Source organism: Dyella sp. (assembly GCF_035503745.1).
GTDB lineage: Bacteria > Pseudomonadota > Gammaproteobacteria > Xanthomonadales > Rhodanobacteraceae > Dyella_B.
Genome location: NZ_DATJTC010000002.1, coordinates 89,797 through 112,254, shown reverse-complemented (window position 1 = coordinate 112,254; position 22,458 = coordinate 89,797). Strand labels below are relative to the sequence as shown.

The following is a 22,458-nucleotide window of genomic DNA, read 5'->3' as shown; positions in this document are numbered from 1 at the left end:
TCCGTCATGCGATCTTGGCGATGAATCCTACCGCGTCGGCGACATAGCCCAGTACCTTCGTGGCAGTACCGACATCGCTGATAAGTCCCTTGATGGATTTTTCGTCCGTCTGCAGGGTATTGGTCTGCGCCTTGATATTGGCGACCGAAGACTTGAACGTCGCGTCATCGCGCACATTCTGCAACTGCAGAAGCTGGCTAAGGCACGCGTTGAGCTGCTGGTACGCATGATTGAGCTTTATGGCAGATACCGGATCGGTGGCGTCGCTAATCTGGCTGGTCAGCAAATTGGCCGCATTCTGGATCGCCTGTATGGCATTCAAAATGTTCTGTTGCGACATTGTGCTTGTCATGACTTACCCCTCGGTCAAGATTCACGTCATCACTTAGAAGCGTTGTAGACCGCAACAGCCTTCTGACCTTCGCTGACCAGGTTTGAAATCTCCTGCACCGCGCTTGCCTTGTCGCCGCTGGCCATGGCTTTGTTACTTGTAACCAGTGCATCGAGCGCTTTGTTTAGCTGCGTCACGTCCGACGGCACGGCAAGCGAACTGAGCAAGGCGTGGGCGTTGGCAACATCCATGAAGCTCGCCGCGCCCCGATGAGCCCGCGCCGCCAACATGGCGATCTGAAATTCGTTCTTTACTCCGTTCAGTTTTACCTGGATTCCGGCAGCATCATTCGTGTTCGCAGCCTTGAGGGCATTGACGATAATCTCCAAGGACGGCTCCACCTTCGCCGCCGCATCCTTGACATTGTCATACTCGTGACGATCGATGACCCATTGCGTAACGGCAATCACGGCAGCATTAAGACCTGCCACTTCGTTGCCGCCAATGGATGTAAAACCTTCCTGCTTGGCGACGCCTTGGATCGCCTTCGCCATCGTTTCGCCGTCCGTATCCAGCGTCTGGTCGCTGTTGCCATTCATCAGCGTTTGCATGGCATCGCCGTAGGCAGCGAGCGCATCCATCAATGACTGGCGCGTTTGCAATTGGGCGGCGGTCAGTTCTTTGGGCTGGCAAACAGGCAAGAGATCCAGCGGCGAAGCAACGTATTGATGCGTGCGAGGATCCTTATCCGCCGTCGCGAACGCGAAGGCGGCGCTGTAAAAGTCGCTGATGCATTCGCTATTTTGCACTTGGCGTAAAAAAGCGATTTCCGCAGAATCCACCGCGTGGGCACCGGCCGCAAATTGCTTTGTGGCACTCTGTTCTTGCGTCACTGGGGCCATGGATGCGCAGGCGCACAGCGTGCTCGCCCCTAGCAGGGCGATGCCTAGCTTCAAGTTCATGATCCCCTTCCCCCGTGGTCAGCGATGCGGCGTTCACGCGGCATCGGAAAACGTGACGAAGCTAACAATTTAGCAGTGAAGCCATCGTCAATGGTTAGTGACTGCATTTCTTGCTGGATGCATGCGCCGACAAACGGAGGAGCCCGGCATCCGTACCGTGAGAGGCGCGCACAAGAAGTTGCGAATCCTCGTGAGCCACCCTCCTGCCTGCGCTGTGTGATGGATGCCCTGGCGATGGGGTCCAGCCCAGGCGTCGCCGCCAGGCCACATCGACAGCTCCACCTCTTCGGCGAAGGTTGTCGATAGATGGCCGCTAGCGGATTTGCGCGCGATGGCGACATTGCATGTGCAGAGGTGCTGCCCAAGGTCCCTGGCTCAAAGCAGTGTTGGCAGGTGACTTAATCGCCACCACGCTCAGCGCGGGGGCAAGGGTTTTTCGGAAAGCCAGCGCACGGACGCACAGACCGGCCGCTATGCCGATGCGGTGGCCGACATGCCTGGTGCGTATCTTGAAAGCCTTGCGGGAAAGCGGAAGTAGCCCGAACACCCCTTCGTCTAAGGAACACCCAACAGCCCCCGCAGGGTCGTGCTTATCGGGTGAGGGCCATTTTTCAACCTGGTCGGCCGAAACGATAAGCGATGGGGCAACGACTTTTTGCCGTCTTCGCACGGCACCCTTTGTGAGATGCCCGCTTTTGTTGTCAATAAATTAAACATTGTTAATGATAAAAGATCAGGCGCGAAGGGTCCGACCGTGAATTTGGACATCAGCCATGCCATTCATTATCACCTCGGCAAGCCCCCCTTTGTTGAATCTGGCCCGGCTCATGCCAGGACTGCTGAGTGCCACTACCGCGCTGGCTCGCTACGACCAGATGCTACGCAGCCTGCACAACAGTGAAATCTTTCTTGCACCGTTGCGCGGACAGGAAGCGGTGGTCTCCTCGCGCATGGAAGGCACCACCAGCACCCTGGACGAAATCCTCCAGCTGGAAGCCACACAACACATCAGTGATTTCTACGACGAGACGAAACCGCGCTTTATTGAGTTTTTAGCGTCCAAATACGCCGTGGCGGCGCTGGACTATTTGTTTACCAATCCGGTGTTCAACAACAGCCGCTTTACGCGCAATGCCGGCATACCGTCACAAACTGCTGCCCGCTTTACCCGGGTCTTGCTCAATAACGGCATCCTCCAGGTGGTACGCGAAGCGGCCGGACGCCGCCCGGCGATATACCGATTTGAACCACTGATGGAACTGGTGCGCGTGTAGCGGCGTGCGGGTTAAGGTCATACGTGACACGACCTATTTGTCAGCACGCACATGGTGCTCTTGCCGCCAAGGCGCGCGCCGATTGATTGCACCTAAAGAAAAAGGCGGCATGCCGATGTGGACATGCCGCCCTACCACTGATCGAGCCGGGTCCTAGGCCGGCTCGATGGGTTCACGCCTTACCAACCAATACCAAACGCCATGTGCTCCGGATTCTGCGTGGCGATGGTGGTGCTCTGGTTGTTGTTGTCGTCGTAGGAGAAGCCGTAAGCCAGTCCGCCGACCGAGTGCTGATGCCAGAACCACGAGTAGAAGTTGGCGGGCGAAGATTGATAGTACGTCGACGCGTTGGCCCAGCTGCCCGGTGTCAGCAGCACGCCGCGGTTGGTGGCTGCGCAGATCTGGTTTTCCAGTTGCAGCTGGATGGCGTTTTCGTCTTGTTGCTGCGGCGTGCCGCCCGCCACGCCGCTGGCCATGGTGCCGGCGCATTGCAGGATGTCCTGGGTGGACGGTTGCTGCACCACGAAGGTTTCACCCACGTTGGCGGCCGACGGATTCACTTCGCTGAAAGTGAGAGTGCTACCCGAAGCGGTACCGGTGAACTGGCGGCCGCTGACGGTGAGGGTCAACGGCGCGGTGCCGTATTGCGTCCACGCATTGGCAATGTAGCTGTCAAAGTAGTTGCCGTTGGTGCCGCCGTTGCCGAAGGTGGTCTGCGCGGGTGCGATGATGCGCAGATTGTTCGGCGCAGGCGTGTGGAACGCGGCGGGTGTCTGATTGATGTATTCCTGGTCGATGTTGGCGATCGATTCGTTGATGCCCACCTGCATGTGGAAGGTTTCGTTGGACGCCCACACGTCCAACAGCAGCGGCAGGCCGAACTGGTTCACCTGGGTGGTGTTGATGAAGATGCCGCCGTTGCTGCCGTAGGTGAACTCATACCAGTCGTAGTGCACGTTGATGTTGGGATCGGTGGTGTTCAACGGGTTGGGCCCGGCATAGCCGTTGTTGCCGCCATTGGCGCCAGCCACGATCGACATGTACAGCGGACTGCCTTCGGATATGTAGATGCGGCCGGCGGTGAGCGGCGGCAATAACAACGTGTGGTTGGCCTGGGCCAGGGTGAAGGCGTAGTTGGGATAGGTTTGCCCGTTCGGCGCCACCAGCGCGTTGCTGGCGGTGTTGTCCGCGACGTTGGCCGGTGTGAGCGTGCCGTTGTAGTTGACCCACGACAGCACGCCGGTGACCGGATCGTTGCCGAGAATTTCGACGTAGATCTGGCTATCGGACCAGTGGCCGTTGGTGTTGTTGTTGAGGTCGGTAACGATGTAGCCCGGCACCACGGTGTAGCTGGGCGAGGTGTTGACGCTCAGCGTGGCAGCGGACGACGTGGCGGAGCCGGAGGAGTTGGTCACCGTGACGGTGAACGCGCTGGCGTTGTCGCCGGCGGTGGTGCCCGGCGTCGTATAGGTGGAACCGGTGGCGCCGTCGATGGCCACGTTGTTCTTGTACCACTGGTAGGTCAACGCACTGCCGCTGGCCGCCACGCTGAAGGTGGCGGTCTGGCCGATCGTTACCGTCTGGCTGCTGGGCGACGTGCTGATGCTCGGCGCCGTTGCCGTGGGCGGTGCGGCGGTGGTGCTGATGGCGGTGTTGGAGGCTGGCGACGTACCGGCCGCGTTCACCGCTTCGACCACGTAGGTATACGTGGTCGAAGCGGCTAGCCCGGTGTCGGCGTAGGCGGTGCCGGTGAGGCCGCTTGCCACGGCGGTACCGTTGCGCAGCGCCGTGTACGTGACGCCCGAGGTGGTCGAGGCAAGCCAGCTCAGATCGATCTCGCTGCTGGATGCCGCGGTCGCCGTAAGGTTGGTCGGCGCATTGGGAATGGCCATGGTGCTGGCGCTGGCCTGTTGCGTCGGCGCGGAAGTGCCGGCCGCGCTGGAGGCTTCCACCACGTAGTAATACGTGGTGTTCACCGCCAGGCCCGTATCGGAGTAGCTGTTGCTGCTGACGGTGGCGATCTGGTTGGCGCTGGATGGCGTGAAGCCGGCACTGGTGCTGCGGAACACGTCATAGACCACGCCACTGGCGGAGGAAGCCACCCAGCTCAGGTTGATCTGGCTCGACGACACGGCAGTGGCAGTGAGGCTGCTGGGCGAGCCCGGCGGCGGCGCGATCACTTCGATACCGTTGATCTCGGCATTGTCCGTGATGGTGGTGAATTGCAGCACGATCTGGCCTTGCACATTCGCCGTGGCGGTGAAGGGTTCGACGACGGCGATGTCCTGCCCGCCCGCGGTAGCGATGATGTCGAACTTGCTCAACACCTGCGTGCCGTTGATGGCGACGTTGAACACGCGCTGGCCCGCTTGCGTCCAGTAGAACTCGTCGAAGTGCAACCGCACCGTGTAGGTGGCGCCGGCGGTGAGGCCGGGCAGCGTGTAGCTGAAGTTGTTGCCCGAGCGCTGGTGCTGGTAGACCGACTGCGGCGCTGGGTTGGTGACACCGGCGGTGTTGATGGTTGCGCCCGTGCCGGAGGTGCCGCCACCGTTGAAGTACTCGTCGGCCGCGTAATCGCCCGAGGCGGTGCCGCCTGCGCTGATCGCCAGCGCATCCGTGCCGCAGCCGGATACGCAATCCACGTCGAAGGTGGTGGCGGTGGCGGTGTTGGAGGCCATCGACGTGCCGGCCGTATCCACCGCTTCGATGGTGTAGGAGTACGTGGTGGAGGATGTCAGCCCCGTGTCGCTGTAGGTGTTGCCGGTGAGGCCGTTGCTCACCGGTGCGCCATTGCGCAACACCGTGTAGGTGACGCCGGAGGTGGCCGAAGCCGTCCAGCTCAGATTGATCTGGCTGGACGAGGCGGTGGTGGCGGTGAGGTTAGACGGTGCACCGGGCGGCGTGTTGCTGGCCGTCGCGTTCTGCACTTCGATGCCGTTGACGGCCGCGTTGTCGATGACCGACGCGAACTGCAGCACGATCTGGCCCTGCGCATTGGCGGTGGCGGCGAATTGCTCGGCGATGGCGATGTCCTGCCCGCCCGCCGCGGCAAGGATGTCGAAATTGCTCAACACCTGCGTGCCGTTGATGCTGACGTTGAACACGCGCTGGCCCGGCTTGGTCCAGTAGAACTCGGCGAAGTGCAGGCGCACCACGTAGGTGGTGCCGGGCGTGAGGCCGGGCAGCGTGTAGCTGAAGTTGCCGAAGCGCTGGTTCTGGTACACCGACTGCGGTGCGGGATGGGTGACGCCATTGATGTTGATGGCGGCATTGCTGCCCGACGGCGTGCCGCCGTTGAAATCTTCATCGGCGGCGAAGTAGCCCGCGCCGGGTCCGCCCGCGCTGATCGCGATCGCATCCGGGCTGGTGCACTGGCTGGTGCAGGTGGAAACCGGCGTGGTCACCGTGGCGGTGTTGGACGATGCCGAGGCGCCGGCCGAATCGCTGGCTTGGACGATGTAGTAGTACGTGGCTGCCGCCGCCACGCTCGCGTCCGCATAAGTGGTGCCCGAAGTGGTGGCGATCTGGTTGGCGCCTGACGGCGTGAAGCCATTCACTTCGCTGCGGTAGATCGTGTAGCTCACGTTGCAGCCGCTGCCCGCGGTGCTTGCCCCCCAGCTCAGGTTTACCGGGCCGGACCCGCTGAGCGACGCCGCCAGGCCATTGGGTGCGCCGGGCACGGCCGTGCACAGGTTCTGCTGCACGGCAAGCGTAGCGGCGCTGCTGGTGGTGGCGCCGAACACATCGCCCACCGCTACCGTGAACACCGAACCGTTGTCGGTCACCGCCGTGGCGGGCGTGGTGTAGCTGGGCTGGGTGGCACCGATGATCGGCGTGCCGTTCTTCAGCCACTGATAGCTCACGCTGCCAAGGCCGGTGGCCGCCACGGTGAAGGTGGCGGTTTGTCCCACGGTCACCGATGCGTTGGCCGGTTGCGTGGTGATGGTGGGCGCGGCACCGGCATCCGTGCCGGCGGTGCACAGCGTGGCGCCAGGGTAGTTGTCGGTGACCTGGTAGGAGGAGGTGCCGTCGAAGTTCACCACCGCGCTCTTGGTGGAGTCATCCGGATCGACGGTGGACGTCCACGTGCTCCACGTACCGGAGAACGCACACGTGTTGTTGTTGGCGCCGCTGATGGTGGTCGCTTCAGACTGCGTGGGCACGCGCATGTTGATACCCGCGCAATACGACTGCGCATTCACGCCGGTGAACTGCGAACCGGGCGTGGTGTAGGTCATCACCGTACGCGTCCAGGTAAGACCGGTGAGGTTGTCCGTCACCAGGTTCGGGTTGGCGGCATTGACGGTGTAGCGCTCGCTGCTGCCGCCGCATTGGGGCACGTTGTAGACCTGAAATTCGTAGACCGAATAGCCGTACTGCGTGGCGCGCTGGGTGCCGTTCAAGCGGATGTAGCGGGCGCTGACGGTTGGGAAGGTCAGCGTTTCGGTGCCGCCCACGCCGGCGTTGTTGGTCGTGGCAACCTGCCAGGTCGGATGGGTCGCGGGATCCTGGTTGGTGTAAAGGATCTGGTACTGCGTCGCGTACGCGTTTTCCCAATTGATGACGACGGTATTGAATGACTGCGTCGAACCCAGGTCGATCTGCAGCCACGACGGATCTACGCCCGGCACGGCCGGCGTCGGCGGCGCATTGGCCGTGGCCGAACCCCAGCGCGAGGAAAGATTGCCGTCCACCGCGTTCTCCGGACCCAGGCAACCGGTGCCCGAATACGGCGGCGAGGTGGTGCCGTCGGTGCACGCGTTCTGCGTGCTGCTGGAGGTGGCCACGGCATCGAGCGCCAGGTTGGTGCCCGGCGGCGCGAGCGTGATCTGCGCGGCGTTGCTGGTAGCCGGCGCGCTGGCGGCGTTGTTCACCGTCACTGTATACGCACCGACATTGGCCGCGCTCACCGCCGCGATGGTGTAGCTGAGCGTGTTCGACTGCGAGGTGCCGCTGCTCAAGATGATGGGCGAACCGCCCGCGGCGGTGAATTGCCATTGATACGTATACGGCGCGGAACCGGCGACCACGGCGGTGATCTGCACCGGCTCGTTCACCGGCACGATCGCATTGACCGGCTGCGTGGTGAACGATACCGGCGTCGCCGCGCCGACCGTCACGGTTGCGTTGTTCGATTGCGCCGAATCGATGTCGTTGGTCACCACCGCGTAGTAGCTCGCGCTGCCGGCGGTGTTGAAGATCGGCGTGACGTAGGTGGCGCTGGTCGCACCGGCAATGGCGCCGACGCCTGCCTGGTACCACTGGTAGCCGAGCGGCGGCGAACCGGTGGCCGCCACCGTGAGCGTGGCCGATTCACCCACCACGACCGCCTGCGACACCGGCTGCGTGCTGATGACGACGTCGGCCGGCGCATCGACCGTTAGCGTCACCGGCGTCGATGTCACCGAACCTTGGCTGTTGGCGATCGTCACCGTGAAGGTATCGCCGCTGTTGGCCGCGGTGGTCGGCGGCGTGGTGTAGATGGCGCTGGTGGCGCCGGCAATGGGGCCGTTCTTGTCGGACCATTGATACTGCAGCGTGCCCGAGCCGGACGCCACCACACTGAAGGTGGCGGTGTAGCCGGAAGTCGTCTGCGCGCTGACCGGCGCCACGATGATCGCCGGCGCCTGGTTCTGCACCGGCGCGGGCGGTGCCACCGAACTTAAGGTGACGCTGCCGCTGGCAAGACCGGGCGCACTGGCGGTGATGGTGACGGTGCCCGGCGTGAACGTGCTGCGCAGCGCGATCTTCTGCAAACCGCCTTCGAAGTTCAGCTCCGGATCGCCGGGTGAATGGAAGAACGCATACGGCAGGCCCTGGATCACATTGGCGTTGGCTTGCGAGAAAGCATCCTGGTAGTAATTCGTCCACGACGGATCGGCTACCAGCTGCTGCGTGCCGCCCATGTAGGTGGCAGGGCCGGACACCGAGAAGGTGACGTTGTCCGCCGCGGTGGGCACGAGGTTGCCGTCGGCATCTTCCACCTGCGCCACCACGAAGGCGGCGTCCGAACCGTTGGCGGTCCACTGGAAACTGCTGCCGTCGGGCTTGGTCACGTCGGGCACGACGCTAAGCACGATCTTGGCTTCGGGGCCGGCGGTGGTGCGCGTGTCGCTGACGCCTGGCACCGGATTGCCGTTCGCATCCAGGCATTGGGCGGTTACCGTGCCCGGCGCCCAGTTCACCATCCAGTGCACCTGGCCCGGCATCACGGTGGTGTTTTGCGTGAGATTGCTACTGGAATTGATGTTCCACGGATTGGGCACCTGATCCTGCAGCACCGTACCGGTAGCCGGATCGTTGGGCACGCCGTTGATCAACAAACGCACGCCCGGGCAGTTGCTGAAGGCGTTCTCTTGCAGCGGCGTACCGGGGGTGTATTCGTAGGCGCGGTTCCAGTGATGCGCCAAATGCACCACCGGCTGCACCGTATAGGGAATCCAGTTGGCCTGATAGATGTAGTAAAGCAGGCGCGGAAAACGATTTGCGTCGGTGGAGGAGTAACCCAGCGAACGCACATAGTTCAGCATGTTCGGGTTGTTCTGGTATTCGGCCCAGAGGCTGATTTCGCCGGGCGATTCGGCGAAATACCACTGCGCCATGCCGAACGCGTTGGCCTCCCTGCCCTTGCGCCAGTCGTCCAGATACGGTGCGGCGAAAGCCAGCTGGTAATCATAGGCCAGGCCGCGGCCGGTACCCATGTTGTCCCAGTATTCGGCACCGAACGCAGGATTGTTCGGGTTCTGCTGCTTGTTGCCGGCTTCGCAGCCGGCGCCGTCGCATTCGTCGATCAGGCCGAACGACGGGCTGAACGTGCGATCGGCACTCCCGCGCGGGTTGATGTTGTCCCAGGTGGTTTCGATCGTGCCCAGCTCGCTGGCGAGCGTGGTGTTCATGCCGCCGTTATCGCGTTCCCAATCGAGAATGGACGGATGGCTGCGATCGCGGATGATCATGTCCCGATGCAGCTCCTGCTTCAGCTGCAGGTCGTCGGCGGTGGGGTTGGAGCTGGCGTTCCAATAGCCTTCGCCGTCGCCGCTGGGCTGGTCGATCATGATGCCGTAGGCGTCGGCGGCGGCGACCAGCTCTTCACTGCTGGTGGAATGGCCGGGGCGCCAGATATTGCCGCCTTGCGCGGCGATCTGCTGCATGTCGCGCCACACTTGCTCGTCGGGCACGGACGAACCGAGCGCCGGATAGTCGTAACGACCCGAGCCGCCCCACAGGTACACCGCGTGGCCGTTGAAGTACGGGAAGTTCGCATCCCAGGTGATGGTGCGGATGCCCAGCGTGTCCTGAGTGGCATCGACCACCACGCCGTTGACGCTGACGATATGGTAGACCTTGTACAGATACGGCGAGCCGCACAGCACCGGCGGCGTGCCGCAGGTGGCGTTGTTGGGATACCACAGCGTCGGGTTGTCGATCGTGATCTGCTGATCGAACATCGGCGTGGCGCCGGATGGGAAATTGGCGGCCGTCATCGGCGGCACCGCCTGCGTTGCCGGCGGTGCGGTGGCAACGACGTTGCCTTTGGCGTCCACGATCTGCGTGGTCAGCGTGACCTGCTGCGTCGAGGTGGTTTCGTTGACCACGTTGGTCTGCACTTCGACCACCGCCGACGCCGCGGTCGCCGTGCCCTGCGCGGCCGGCACTTCCGACACCGTACCGACATAGGTGCCCCAGGTCTTCTGGTTCGAATAGACGTTGGGCGGAATGTGCACCGGGTTGGTGATGTAGAGCTTCACGTTGCGGAACAAACCCGCCATCGCCTGGCCGAAGCGGAACGCACCGGAAAAACCGGGCTGTTCGAACCACGACGCACCGCGCGATACATCGATGGCGATGACGTTGTCGGTCTTGCCGTCCGCGGCGATGTACGGCGTGAGATCCACGATCACCGGAATGAAGCCCACCACATGCGTGGCCTGCGCGTCGGCGGCCACCGCGCTTACGCCCGGAAGCAGCGTGCCGTTGATGTAGACCTGCACGCCGGTGTGCGAACCTTCCAACTTGAGCAGAAATTTCTGCCCGGCGTAGCTGGGATCGACCTTGAAATGCAGCCGATACCAGTTGTCGTTGCCGGTCAGCGAACCCTGCCCGCCGCCGGATGCCTGGTTGATGAACGTACGCGGTATGTTGGCGTCGTAGGGCAGGCCCACCTGCATCCACGAAGCGCTGCCATCGGTACTTTCGTTGAAGCTTTGCGTTGCGTAGGCGGTGGAGTTGTTGGTGTTTTCAAACCACCAATGACTCTGCGGCGCGTTTGAGGTGCTGCCGGCGTTGCCGACGTATTGCGGCATGCCGGCGGCGAGGTTGATCGTCTGCCGCGGCGAGGAAGGCAGCGTCGATTCGACTTGTTGCGCGTGCGCACGCGGCAAGCCGGCGAAAGCCAGCAGCGCTGCAAACGTCATCAGCAAGGTCCGCCAAACGCTGGAACCGTGTTGCCGCATCCCCTGGCGACGGCCGGCGGAATCGCCGGCCCAAACCACCCATTTCCATGTGCCGTACGTATGCAGTCTCACCGTCGTCCCCCTGTTAGACAACTTGAGCCTTGAGTCGATGCCGGCGCATGAGCGCGCATGACGAACACCTTGTCACCCGGTGCGCCGACGGTGGCTGGATCGATTTAAAAAAGCGGCGCTATGGTGCGACCAAACGCATGCGCAAGAGAGAGACGTCCATCACGTTGCTGAACACCGCTGCCGCAATCTTCGTGGCGTGACACATTTCTTACCGAGCGATGGGCATCTGCTTCCTATGCAACCCAACGCAAAGCGCGATGCACATACCTCCAAGCTTTAGTGCGACTTACGAAAGCGTTCGGTCTGAAAACGTTCGAAAGCAGGCACGGCTTCGGTTCGTTGTTTACCGGTCGCGTGATACACCGGGTAAGGCGCGATCCACCCACGTGCCCTTGAGTCATTTAGACGTCTAAATATCATGAACCCATGACGCGCCGTACACACCGCCTTTGCTAAGGTGAATCGAATAACTGCCGCCGCGCCTCGCGCGGGGGGGGGGGGGGGTTTTGTGGCCGCGATCAACGTCCTTGTCGTGGGCGATGGCCCTTACCAGGCAAACGTACCGCCGCATCTTGGCATCAACTTTGCCCCGTCGCAGGACGAAACGGACGACACGTTCACCGTTTCGGAGCTTGTTTATCTGCTGACGCAGGGATCGGACGTGGCGATCTCGGTGGATACCGCGCATCGGCGCGCCGACGCGCATGCCACCTTCCAGAACTTCGTGTTCACGGCGGCAAGCATCGCCAAGTACGACGTGCTTTGGCTGCTCGGCTACGAGGGATGGAACGGCATCGACCCACCACCGGGCGGCGCGATCAGCGCAGCAGAGGTGGCCGCGATCACCGCCTTCATGGACCAGGGCGGCGGCGTGTTTGCCACCGGCGACCACGCCGGCATGGGCTCGTTCATCAGCGGCGGCATTCCGCGCGTGCGCACGATGCGCAAATGGTTTGTGCGCACACAGGATCTTCCAGCCGGCTACCCCAGCACCGCGATCAATTACGCAGGCAGCAGCGTGACGTCGCTCAATTGGGGCGGGGCCACCAACTTTCCCAATATGGGCGTAGGGCGCGCCGATACGCTGGTGATGAATCCCAGCGACACGCCATCGCAATACGCCTTCGACGACCAGTCGGACAACCTGCCGCAACAACTGGCCTTTCCCAGCAACATCGTCCATCCGATCCTGGAAGGTTCGACCGGCGGGCTGTCGCGCTTTCCCGATCACATGCACGAAGGCGAAGTGGTGACGCCCAGCAACCTCGGCGCCACCATGACCGTCAATGGGCAAAACTACGCCGAGTATCCGGCGGCAGGCGGCTTTCAGCCGGCGCCGGCGGTGGTGGCGACGGGCACCATCACTGGCGGCCACAGCACCATCGTGAACGCGTCGTCCAGTTGCGAGACGTTCAATTTTACGACGGACGATTCGGCGACCACCGCGGCGACGATCGGCATCCTGTGCGCTTACGACGGTCGCGGTGCCAATGTCGGACGCATCGTCACCGATTCGTCGTTCCACCACTGCCTGGACCTGAACCTGGTGGGCGACCCCTGCGGCTCCACGCCCGACCGCCGCGCCGGCTTCGGTCCCGCCATGTCCGCACCGGCCAGCGGCAGCGTGCTTGCCGACATGCAGGCGTTCTATGTCAATACGGCGATCTGGCTGGCTCGCCCCGCTGTGAATTTTTATTTTGCGGTCGACAAAGGCAGCTTCGGTTATGACGAAGCCTCCGCCAACGAAACGTTTCCACTCTTTTCCAACAGCTTCTGGCTGGTGGTGGACGGCTACAGCAAGAGCCAGGTACAGGCCGCCATCAATGCCAATGCGCTGACGCTGGGTGGCGCGTTCAGCGCGATCAGCGGCATTTCCATCACGCGCGGAAGCCTGGTGGCGACGCAGGCGCAGCGCGTGATGATTCCCTACAGCGTACAGTTTTCCGGCGCGGCCATGAGCGCGTTTCCCACCGGCAATGCCAACCCCGTGCAGATGCTGCTGCAAGCCGGCATCACGGTGGCCGGCAAGGCGTACACGGCCGAAACCACCATCGAACTGGTGGCCGGTGCCGACCCTTATTTCGAGAACATCAACCCTCAAACCGACAACGTGTTCTGGCTGAGCCAGGATCTTTGCGTCTTCACCATCAATCCGGTCACGAAGCCGTCTGTGCCCGGTATCCCGGTGACCTTCAGCACCAGCGATCCGAACGGGCAGGACCCCACCGCCGCCAGCGCCTTCATCGAAGGCGTGCTCAACTACATGAATGGTTCGGCGCAGTTCACCGATGCGGGCAACAACAATCCCTTTGCCTCGTTTCCAAGCGCCACCTCATCGGGCGATTCGTCCGTCACGCCGACCACCGACGGCCATACCAATTACAACTTCGCCATCGCGCGCGTGCGACTGCGCGGGCCCGCCGGCACCAAGGCCGATCCGGTGAAGGTGTTCTTCCGCCTGTTTCTTACGCAGAGCAACGATACCGACTATCAACCCGCCACCTCATACAAAAGCATGCTCGACGCCAGCGGATGGCCGGACCAGCCGCTGGCCGCGCCCGATGGCTCCACGACGCCGTTCTTCGCCAGCGGCTCGGCGGCCGGCGACTACGGTGCGGGCGGCATCAACGTCAAGCCGATCACTGTGGATGCAAGCGGCGATACCTCGGTGTATTTCGGCTGCTTCCTCGATGTCTACAGCGGCGCCTACAACTGGAAGGCGCGCGGTACGCATCATTGCCTGGTGGCGCAGATCGCCTATGACGACGCGCCCATCATCAACGCCAACGGCATTACCGTGGGACCGGCCAATTCGGACAAGCTGGCCCAGCGCAATCTGCAGATCACGCCGTCGGGCAATCCCGGCGGTCCCGCCGCGCATCGCATACCGCAAACGTTCGACCTGCGGCCCAGTCCGCCGATCAGCGACACGGGCGGTGAGCTATTGGATTACCCCGATGAACTGATGATCGATTGGGGTAACACGCCAGCCGGCAGCACCGCCACGATTTATTGGCCGCAAGCGCAGGCGCTGGAAGTAGTACGGATGGCCAGACGGCTATATGGCACCGATGAACTGAGCGTTGCCGATCCGTCCACCGTGCAATGCACGGTGAAAGGCGGGGTGACATGCGTGCCGATTCCGATCGGGAGCACGGAGCGGCTGGCGGGACTGTTCACCGTCGACCTGCCCACCGGTGTTCGCGCAGGCCAGCAGTTCGATATCGTAGTACGGCGGCTCTCCACCCGGCGCGTGGTCGACATTGAAGTTGCGCGGGCTTCGGCACGCGTCGCGGCCGAGGTGAACGCCGCCGCCACGCAGCGCAACTGGCGTTATGTGGTGGGCACGTTCCAGGTGACGATTCCGGTCGCGCTGGAGGAATCGCTGCTGCCGGCCGAAGAAAACACCTACGCGATCATGCTGTGGCGGCTCAGCCAGCTCGCGCCCGGCGACCGCTGGTATCGGGTGTTGCAGCGTTATTTGACCTACGTGGCCGGACGCATCGTCGGCTTCGGCGGCGATCCGACCACCATCCTGCCCTCGCCCACCGGCATTCCGCTTCCGGCTGGAAGCGGCGGCGGCGGCGGCGTACATCATCACACGCACGGGGCCGAGGAATTCACTGGCAAGGTGGAAGGATTGCTCTATGACCGCTTCGGGGATTTCGAAGGATTCCTGCTGCGCACCGAGCATGGTCACGAACACCGCTTCCACGCTACCGAACGCGCCATCGAGGAGCGTGTGCGCGAGGCCTGGGAAGACCGCATCGTCATTTCGGTGCGGGTGCACCGGCATCATCCGTCGATCCCGGTCTCGATCGTGTTGCGCCGCCTTCCGCATTAAGCGCGCCACGCGGTGGATATCCGGTGCCCCCGCCGCAACGGCAGGGCACCCCCGGGTCAGGACGTGGCTTCTTCTTCGGCGTACTTAACGAAGCGGTCGCGCATCCGCATCAGCGTGTTCTGCAGCGCCACCATCTCTTCCACCGGCACGTCGGCGAATACCTTGGCCAGGCGGCGCGCGTTGAGATCCATCGCGCTGGTGAAAATGTCGCGGCCCTTTTCGGTGAGCGTGGCGAGCAGCCGGCGACGATCGGTCTGATCGCCTACCGACTGCACCATGCCTTCCTGTTCCAGCGAATACATCATCGCCGACACGGTGGCGCGCTTGACCTGCAGCGCCGCGATGATTTCCTGGTGCGGCACCGGGCGATCGCCCGCGCCCCATAACAACGCCAGGGTCTGGAAGCGCGTGGGGGAGCCGGCGGTGCCCTCCAGCCATCCGTTCAACACGTTGATGATCTGCTGGCTCGCCACCCTGAGGGTAAACACCGTCTCCAGCCGCTGGGCCGCCTCGATCGGGAAGCGCTTCAGATAGGCCTCGCGCAGGGCGTGGGTCGGGTAGTTCGTGAGAACCGGTATTTCCTTATCTTTCAACGGCCTATCTCCCATAAAAGTTCGACACATGGACTGTATGGTACTTGACAAGTTGCCTCGGGGAGCTGAACCCCTCGCGACAAATAATACGTCTCCAAATTGTATGTCGCTTGACATATTTACTTCGCAAGCGTATTGTTCGTCACCATACAAATTACGGCATGGCTCGCGATCGGCGCCAGCCAGCCCGATATTGGAGGAGTGGGTCATGAGCAATACCGATAAACAGGAAGAGGCAGCGGCCCAGCCAACGCGGCAGCCGATGCCCCGCAAGAAGCGGATCGCGCTGGTGGCGGTGGCGGCGCTACTGGTGGCCGGCGGCGCGGCGTACACGGTGATGTCCGGCCGCGAGGTGTCCACCGACGACGCCTACACCGATGGCCGCGCGATCACCATCGCGCCGCATGTGGCCGGCTACGTCGCCGAACTGGATGTCAACGACAACCAGTTCGTGCACAAGGGCCAGGTGCTGATCCGCGTGGAATGCACCGACTATGTCGCCACGCGCGAGCACGCCCGCGGTGCGCTGGAGGCCGCGCAGGGCCAGTTGGCGGCAGCGCAGGCGGATCTGAGCCTGGCCAAGGTCACCTACCCCGCCAAGTACGCCGCGGCCCAAGCCACGCTGGCCTCCGAGCGCGCGGACCTGTTCAAGGCGGAGTCGGAATACCAGCGCCAGCACGGCATTCCCAAGGAAGCCACCACCTCGCATGACATCGACTTCGCCACCGCCGACCGCAACGCCGCGCAAAGCGACGTGGCACAGGCGCAGGCGCAGGCGCGCATCGCCCAGCCGGTGCAATTGAACATCGAAGAAGCGCAGGCGCGCGTGGAGCAACTGCAGGGCCAGGTGAAACTGGCGCAGGGCGATCTGGAGCAGGCCAAGCTCAATGTCGGCTGGTGCAATGTCACCGCGCCGCAAGACGGCTGGATCACCAAGCGTGGCGTCGAGAAAGGCGACTACGTGCAGACCGGCCAGCAGATCTTCGCCATCGTCAGCCCGCAAGTGTGGATAACGGCCAACTTCAAGGAAACGCAACTGGCGCACATGCACCCCGGCCAGCGCGTGACGATCGACGTCGATGCGTATCCCGATCTCAGGCTCAAGGGCCACGTCGATAGCATCCAGGACGGTTCCGGCGGCAGATTCACCGCCTTTCCGGCCGAAAACGCCACCGGCAACTTCGTGAAGATCGTGCAGCGCGTGCCGGTGAAGATCCTGATCGACTCCGGCCTGAATCCCAACCAGCCGCTGCCGCTCAACCTTTCGGTCGAACCGACGGTGGAACTGAAATGAGCGCCGACGTCCATGATGTCGCATGGAAACCGCGGGGCAATCCGTGGGTGATCGCGGTGGTGGTGACGCTGGCGGCGTTCATGGAAATTCTCGACACCACCATCGTCAACGTGGCGCTGCCGCACATCGCCGGCAGCTTGTCGAGCAGTCCGGACGATGCCACCTGGACGCTCACCTCCTACCTGGTCGCCAACGGCATCGTGCTGACCATTTCCGGCTGGCTCGGCACGGTGATCGGCCGCAAGCGCTACTTCCTGATCTGCATCGCGATGTTCACGGTCTGCTCGCTGTTGTGCGGCCTGGCGCAGAGCCTGCCGCAGCTGATCGTGTTCCGTCTGCTGCAAGGCTTTTTCGGCGGCGGCCTGCAGCCCAACCAGCAAGGCATCGTGCTCGACTCGTTCGAGCCGCAGAAGCGCGGCGCCGCATTCGCGATCACGTCCATCGCCACGGTGGTGGCGCCGGTGCTGGGTCCGGTCCTGGGTGGCGTCATCACTGACAACGCATCCTGGCGCTGGATTTTCTTCATCAACATTCCGGTCGGCATCTTTGCGTGCCTGGCGGTCAATGCGCTGGTCGAGGATCCGCCGTGGGCGGTCAAGCGCAAGCGCTCGGTCGATTACATCGGCCTGGCCTTGATCACGCTGGGACTGGGCTGCCTGCAGGTAATGATGGATCGCGGCGAAGACGAAGGCTGGTTCCAGTCGCCCTTCATCGTGCACATGGCGATCATCGCGGCGGCGGGCCTGGTCGGTGCAGTGGCGTGGCTGCTGGTGGCGAAAAAGCCGATCGTGAATCTGGATGTGTTCAAGGACCGCAACTTTGCCATCAGCTGCATCCTGATTATCGGCATGGGCTCGATTCTCTACGGCACGGCCGTGCTGATTCCGCAGCTGGCGCAAACCACGCTCGGCTACACCGCGACGTGGTCGGGCTTGATCCTGGCGCCTGGCGGCGTGGTGGTGATCTTGCTGATCCCCTTCGTGGGACGGCTGATGAAAGTGGTCCAGTTGCGCTACCTCATCGGCATCGGCTTTGGCCTGATGGTGCTGGCGTTGCGCTACTCCAACACCCTTTCTCCGGACGTCGATTTCCGCACGCTGGTGACCATGCGCGGTTTCCAGACGGCGGGCCTGGCTTTCCTGTTCGTGCCGATCAGCATCATGGCCTATCACACCTTGCCCAAGTCGCTGGGCGCGGATGGGTCGTCGCTGTTTGTGATGTTTCGCAACGTGTCCGGCTCGATCGGCATTTCCATCTCCACCGCCCTGGTGACCGAACGCGCGCAGGCCAGCCAGGCGCATTTGTCCACGTGGCTGACGCCGTACAACGAGTCGTTCAACGCGCTGGTGGCACGCAACGAAGCGGCGCTGCGCGCGCTTGGCCGCGCCACCACCTCGCTGCACAGCGAAGCGGTCGGGCACGCGTTCCAGACCATGCTGCACCAGGCCTCGGTGCTGGCGTACAGCGATGTCTTTCTTTATTGCGCGGTGCTGGCGGTGTTGATGATTCCCGCCGCGATGTTTCTTTCGCCGGTCAAGGACGGCGGCCATGAAGCCGCGCCCATGCACTGACAGCCATTCGAATTAGCGAGGATCCATATCATGAACGTCTCCAAATACCCAATGATCGCGGCCGCCTTCCTGCTGGCCGGATGCACAGTGGGCCCGAACTTCACCCGGCCCGATGCCAAATTGCCGGACGCGTGGTGCGCCAGTCACTGCCAGGCGGCGCAGACCGGCCCAAGCCGTACCACCGTCGCACCGGTCAACACCGCCTGGTGGACCTCGTTCAACGATCCGGAGCTGGTGAAGCTGGAACAGCGCGTGGCCGCTGAAAACCTGGATCTGAAGGTCGCTTCGCTGCGCCTGGCCGAAAGCCGTGCCGAGCGTTCGATCACGGCAGCCGATCAGTATCCGTCCATCAACGGCAATGCCAGTGCGGTGCGCGAACGCGCCAGCGCCAATGGCGTCACCAGCATCGCCGGCGCACTGACGCAGTCCACCAGTGCGGCGACCGCGGCCAATGGCACCGGTTCGGGCATCGCCAGTTTCAAGTCCGGCGGAAAATCCTCGGGCGATGCGCCGTTCAACCTGTTCCAGGCCGGTTTCGATGCATCGTGGGAGCTGGACTTGTGGGGCCGCGTGCGCCGCGAAGTCGAAGCGGCCGATGCATCGGTGGATGCGCAGGCCGATGCGCGCCGCGACCTGTTGATGTCGACCATGGCCGAAGTCGCGCGCGACTATATCCAACTGCGCGGCACGCAGACCGACTACGCGATCACCCTCGACAATCTGAAAGCGGCCAAGGATGCCGAACGCGTCACGCGCGAGCGGCAGGCGCACGGTTTGGCCACCGAACTGGACGTGACCGAAGCCGCCTCGCAGGTGTCGGCCGAAAATGCGATCCTGCCGCAGCTTGCGCAACAGGAAGATGAAACCATCAATCGCCTGAGCTTCCTGCTCGGCCAGGCACCTGGCGCGCTGCGCGCGGAGCTGGAAGAAACCAAGCCGGTGCCGCCGACGCCACCGGTGGTGCCGGTGGGCATTCCCTCGGAGCTTGCGCGTCGCCGTCCGGACATCCGCGAAGCGGAAGCCACGCTGCATCAGGCCACGGCGGAAATCGGCGTGGCGAAGGCCGATTTCTATCCCACCATTACGCTCTCCGGCAGCGGCAGCTTGCAGGCGCTGCAATTTAGCAAACTCGGCAACTGGGGTTCGCGCCAGTTCTCCTTCGGCCCCTCGATGAGCCTGCCGATTTTCGAAGGCGGCCGCCTGAAAGCCACGCTCAATCTGCGCAAGGAACAACAGCAGGAAGCGGCGGTGAATTACCAGCGCGTGGTGTTGTCGGCATGGCATGAGATCGACAACGCGCTGACGCAGTATGCCGCGCAGCAGGACCGCCACGATCAACTCGCCGCGGAAGTGGCGGACAACCAGAAGGGGCTGCGCCTGGCGCAGTTGCAATACGCGGCCGGCACCGGCTCGTTCCTGCAGGTGCTCGATGCCGAGCGCCGCCTGTTGTCGTCGCAGCAGGATCTGACCGACAACACCACCGAAATCTCCACCACGCTGGTCTCGCTGTACAAGGCACTGGGCGGCGGCTGGGAGTCTGCCTATCCGGATGCGGCATCCACCGACAAGGCCGTTGCATCGGTGGCGACGCCGCGTTCCTGAAATGTCCGGCGGGAGTGACGATTGATGAGCAAATATCGTTCCATCGATGCGCGCGAAGGATCGTCGCGCCCCGCACCGGCCAGACGTGAAAGCCCGGGCGTGGCGACACAAGCCGACACCGATGCGCTGTACAAGATGGCCCAGGTGTGCCGCGTGCTCAAGAGCGCGGCGTCCACCATGGAGAAACTCGCGCACGCCGCTTCCGGCAGCGACGAACTGACCTTGATGCATTGCCTGGTGCTGGTGCACTTGTCGCATAGTGCCAGTTGCAAGCAAGGCGACTTGAAGGGCGCCACCGGCATCGCGCCAACACAGCTGACCAAGCTGCTGGACGAACTCGCTCATCGCGGCCTGGTCAGCCGCCACCGCTCGTCGTGGGACCGCCGCCAGGTGATCCTGGCGCTGACCGAACAAGGACGCGACACCGCGCTGCGCCTGCTGGCATCGCTGCACGGCTTCACCGACAAGACGCGGCTGGATGCGATCGAAAGCCTCGGTTCGTCGCTGCAGCGTTTCGTCGCCAGCACGGCGGACGACGAAGCCTTCGAAGCGAAACGCGACGAACAGTAAGCGTGTAAGGCAGCGTGCGATCCAAGCTCATACGGCACGGTGCAAAAGGTCGATGCAGCGCATACCGCCCCTATGCACCGGCTACCGGCCATTATGAAGAAAACGCGGCGTTGTGCTTTTTCGCGCTTCCACAGCGGGCTTGCGCGATACCCAAGGCGGGGCGCTTGCTCCCGATCCGCGATCAGGCCATGCTTCCCGGTCTGTCGGTCCAACGCACCACCGCGTTGATCGCAGCCACATACAAGCATCGGCGCCAAGTGCGCACGCTTGCAGTTACTACCGTTTCTTCGCAACAGGTACACATCACATGGAAGGCATGCAGAACATGGATTTCAGTCGAACCCTCGTCATCGGCAACACCGGCGCGGGCAAAAGCTGGCTGGCCGAGCGCCTGGCCGAACACCAACGCGCAACCTGGGTGGATCTCGATACCATCCACTGGCTTCCGGGCCGCTACGACGCGGCGCGAGAGCGCGAGAACGCGATCGCACTTGCGCAAGCGCAAGCCCAGGCCGATACATGGGTCATCGAAGGCATTTACGGCTGGCTGATCGAGGCGATCCAGGCGCGCGCGACGGCGCTGGTATGGCTGCGGCTGGACGAAGCCGAATGCCTGGCCAATCTTTCCCAGCGCGGTATGCGCCGCGGCGGCACGCAACCGTTGCAGGCCAAGCTGATCGGCTGGATGCGAACCTACAAGACCCGCACCGGCTCCAGCTCATACGCGGCGCATGCACGCATTTTCAACGACTTTCCCGGCGCGAAGACCTGCCTGGACTCCCGCGCGGACGTCACCGGCTTCATCGAAACCCTTGCCTGATGGCAACACCGATGCGCAGCCAGCCGCGCATCGTTCAAATGCCAGGCATGCGACGACTCATGGCGCCCTGGCGATCTGCCTGAGCCCGCGGACCGAGCCATGTTTATGCCGCGGACAATGCGCGGTTGATCGCACGCATGCGTATTGAAGAGGACCAAGCCTGCGGCAATCGCGGATGCCGCGGGTCAATGTATGACCTGGCGGCGTGTCGCGAAAATGCACCGCCATGCGATAGAAGCGAAGACAGGCCAGCCCGCTAACGCCTTGTGCCGATCCGCGCCGAAGAGGACGCCGTGTCCAGGCGACACGGCGTCTGAGATTTACAGCTTCGAACCGCCATCGACGTTCAACGTATCGCCGGTGATCCAGCGCGCATCGTCGGAAGCGAGAAACGTCACGGCGCCAGCGATATCGTCCGGCTGCGCCACGCGCTTGAGCGCCTGCATCCCCAAGGCGGCGTTGCGGCCCTCCTCGGTCTTGGTGAAGTTGGACATGTCCGTATCCACGATGCCCGGCGCCACGGCGTTGACGCGGATACCGCGTGGACCCAGCGCGGCGGCAAAGTGCTTGACCATGGTATCCACCGCGCCCTTGCTGGCCGCATACGCCGACAGATTGCCCACAGCCGAGCGTGCCGCGAGCGAAGAGGTAAAGATGATGCTACTGCCCGTGCTCAAGGTCGGCATCAGCTGTTGCACCAGAAAATACGGTGCGCGTACGTTGACGGCGAAAAGGCGATCGAAATCTTCCACCGAAAGTTCCTCGATCGGCGCGGCCTTGGAAACGCCCGCGTTGGCAACAAGGATGTCCAGCCGGTCGCCCACGATGCCGCGTACTTGCTTGGCCAGATCGTGCGGACCGTTCGGCGCGCTGAGATCGGCACCGACTTTTTCCGCGCGTCCGCCGGCCTTGCGGATTTCTTCGACCACGGCCTCGGCTTCGCTCTGCGCGCTGCCGTAGTGAATCAGGACTTGTGCACCGGCCTTGGCCAGGGCCAGCGCGGCGGCGCGGCCGATGCCGCGCGATGCACCTGTAACCAGTGCGGTTTTACCAGTGAGATGACTCATGGGGG

At 63.1% G+C, this 22,458-nt stretch carries 13 protein-coding genes; 8 read left to right on the top strand and 5 right to left on the bottom strand.

Annotated elements, in window-relative coordinates:
• Positions 1-4: 4 nt before the first annotated feature.
• Together VME63_RS00645 and VME63_RS00640 are read right to left on the bottom strand one after the other, a co-directional pair.
• Entirely contained in the window at positions 5-352 is a 348-nt protein-coding gene (locus VME63_RS00645; protein ID WP_325429193.1) for a hypothetical protein, read from the bottom strand.
• A gap of 29 nt (positions 353-381) precedes the next feature.
• On the bottom strand, positions 382-1,293 hold the full coding sequence (locus VME63_RS00640; RefSeq protein WP_325429191.1) for a hypothetical protein: 912 nt from the start codon (positions 1,291-1,293) through the stop codon (positions 382-384).
• 773 nt (positions 1,294-2,066) lie between these two features.
• On the opposite strand from VME63_RS00640, the gene VME63_RS00635 reads away from it, so the two are divergent.
• The gene (locus VME63_RS00635; protein ID WP_325429189.1) at positions 2,067-2,567 is read left to right on the top strand and encodes a Fic/DOC family N-terminal domain-containing protein; all 501 of its coding nucleotides are present in this window, start codon (positions 2,067-2,069) and stop codon (positions 2,565-2,567) included.
• A gap of 179 nt (positions 2,568-2,746) precedes the next feature.
• Here VME63_RS00635 and VME63_RS00630 read toward each other — a convergent pair whose 3' ends face one another.
• On the bottom strand, positions 2,747-10,981 hold the full coding sequence (locus VME63_RS00630) for a beta-1,3-glucanase family protein (RefSeq protein WP_325429187.1): 8,235 nt from the start codon (positions 10,979-10,981) through the stop codon (positions 2,747-2,749).
• Between the two features lie 158 nt (positions 10,982-11,139).
• Here VME63_RS00630 and VME63_RS00625 point away from each other — a divergent pair, with 158 nt between their 5' ends.
• Together VME63_RS00625 and VME63_RS00620 are read left to right on the top strand one after the other, a co-directional pair.
• A complete protein-coding gene (locus VME63_RS00625) occupies positions 11,140-11,292 on the top strand; it encodes a hypothetical protein (RefSeq protein ID WP_325429185.1) in 153 nt (50 codons plus the stop codon).
• A gap of 308 nt (positions 11,293-11,600) precedes the next feature.
• A complete protein-coding gene (locus tag VME63_RS00620) occupies positions 11,601-14,936 on the top strand; it encodes a hypothetical protein (RefSeq protein WP_325429183.1) in 3,336 nt (1,111 codons plus the stop codon).
• Between the two features lie 56 nt (positions 14,937-14,992).
• Here the strand turns inward: VME63_RS00620 and VME63_RS00615 are convergent, their stop codons facing one another.
• Entirely contained in the window at positions 14,993-15,529 is a 537-nt protein-coding gene (locus tag VME63_RS00615; RefSeq protein WP_325429181.1) for a MarR family winged helix-turn-helix transcriptional regulator, read from the bottom strand.
• A gap of 208 nt (positions 15,530-15,737) precedes the next feature.
• Here VME63_RS00615 and VME63_RS00610 point away from each other — a divergent pair, with 208 nt between their 5' ends.
• The 5 genes from VME63_RS00610 (at position 15,738) to VME63_RS00590 (ending at position 21,386) form a co-directional block, all read left to right on the top strand.
• On the top strand, positions 15,738-16,823 hold the full coding sequence (locus tag VME63_RS00610; protein WP_325429179.1) for an HlyD family secretion protein: 1,086 nt from the start codon (positions 15,738-15,740) through the stop codon (positions 16,821-16,823).
• On the top strand, positions 16,820-18,394 hold the full coding sequence (locus VME63_RS00605) for a DHA2 family efflux MFS transporter permease subunit (RefSeq protein ID WP_325429177.1): 1,575 nt from the start codon (positions 16,820-16,822) through the stop codon (positions 18,392-18,394). Before VME63_RS00610 ends, VME63_RS00605 begins: the two co-directional genes overlap by 4 nt.
• Positions 18,395-18,424: 30 nt before the next feature.
• A complete protein-coding gene (locus tag VME63_RS00600; protein ID WP_325429175.1) occupies positions 18,425-19,996 on the top strand; it encodes an efflux transporter outer membrane subunit in 1,572 nt (523 codons plus the stop codon).
• Between the two features lie 24 nt (positions 19,997-20,020).
• Entirely contained in the window at positions 20,021-20,566 is a 546-nt protein-coding gene (locus VME63_RS00595; RefSeq protein ID WP_325429173.1) for a MarR family winged helix-turn-helix transcriptional regulator, read from the top strand.
• Between the two features lie 325 nt (positions 20,567-20,891).
• Positions 20,892-21,386 carry a hypothetical protein gene (locus VME63_RS00590; protein ID WP_325429171.1) on the top strand — a complete coding sequence of 165 codons (495 nt, stop codon included), beginning with the start codon at positions 20,892-20,894 and terminating at the stop codon, positions 21,384-21,386.
• A gap of 320 nt (positions 21,387-21,706) precedes the next feature.
• Here VME63_RS00590 and VME63_RS00585 read toward each other — a convergent pair whose 3' ends face one another.
• On the bottom strand, positions 21,707-22,453 hold the full coding sequence (locus VME63_RS00585; protein ID WP_325429170.1) for a glucose 1-dehydrogenase: 747 nt from the start codon (positions 22,451-22,453) through the stop codon (positions 21,707-21,709).
• Positions 22,454-22,458 lie beyond the last annotated feature (5 nt).